Here is a 1,105-nt window from a genome sequence, read left to right as displayed (position 1 = left end):
CTCAAACATCGTATGTGCCTGATGTTAAGAGGAGCAAAGGCATATCTCCACTTTGGCTACTGCCAATTTTGACGATGGTGCTCGCCGGCTGGCTTGTGGTGAAGTCCATCCATGATGCGGGGCAACGAGTACAGATTTACTTCTCCGACGCTGCTGGTTTGGTGGCGGGACGCACAACTATCCGTTACCAAGGTTTGGAAGTCGGTATGGTGCGTGACATTAATTTGTCCGAAGATCTCGGCAGCATTTACGTGGATGCAGACATCTACCCTGAAGCAACGAAGTTACTAAACGATAAAACGCGTTTTTGGCTTGTTAAACCAACCGCGAGTTTAACTGGTGTGTCGGGCTTGGATGCGCTTGTTTCTGGTAACTACATCTCTATCCAACCGGGGGACGGTCAAGAATTTGAGACCACATTCCACGCTCTCGATTCGGCGCCAACGGACCTACGTGTTTCACAGGGTTTGAACATCAAGCTTAAAAGCAGAGACTTAGGCGGCGTGTCGATTGGCTCTCAGATTGTCTATAAGAAAATTCCTATCGGTGCGGTCTACAGCTACCAACTGGATGAAGATGCAAAATCCATTACTATTCAAGCTAATATCCAAGAGCAATATCGACACATCATCAATGACCGCAGCCGCTTTTGGAACGTCAGCGGCATTGGCGCAAGTATTGGTTTTGAAGGCGTTGACGTACGCTTAGAAAGCATGAGTGCCCTACTTGGTGGCGCTATCGCCGTTGACTCTCCGGACGATGGCGAACCAGTGGAAGAAAATACCGAGTTCCGCTTATATAAAGACTTGAAAACAGCAGGTCGAGGCATTGCGATCAAAATTGCTCTACCTGACGACAATAAAGTCAGCAGCGAAGGCGCACCAATCATGTACCGTGGCATTGAAATTGGTCAGGTCACCGACTTAAGCCTTTCTGAAGGACGAGAAGTCATTTTGGCGTCAGCAGCAATTCAGCCTGCTTTCAGTGACATGCTTACCACTGGCACTCGCTTTGTTTTGGAAGAAGCGAAAGTGTCGTTGTCTGGTGTCGAAAACATTGCAAACCTAGTTAGAGGAAACTTCCTCACTATCGTTCCTGGTGACGG

At 48.3% G+C, this 1,105-nt stretch carries 1 pseudogene; it reads left to right on the top strand.

Annotated features, from left to right (window positions below):
* Positions 1-1,105, top strand: a pseudogene (mam7, locus tag R7Z77_RS24060) (MCE family putative adhesion factor MAM7); the annotation flags it as partial.

The sequence above is a fragment of the Vibrio sp. 1401 genome (assembly GCF_033340295.1).
The sequence above is the reverse complement of the archived record's forward strand: the minus strand, read 5'-3'. Positions and strand labels throughout refer to the sequence as shown.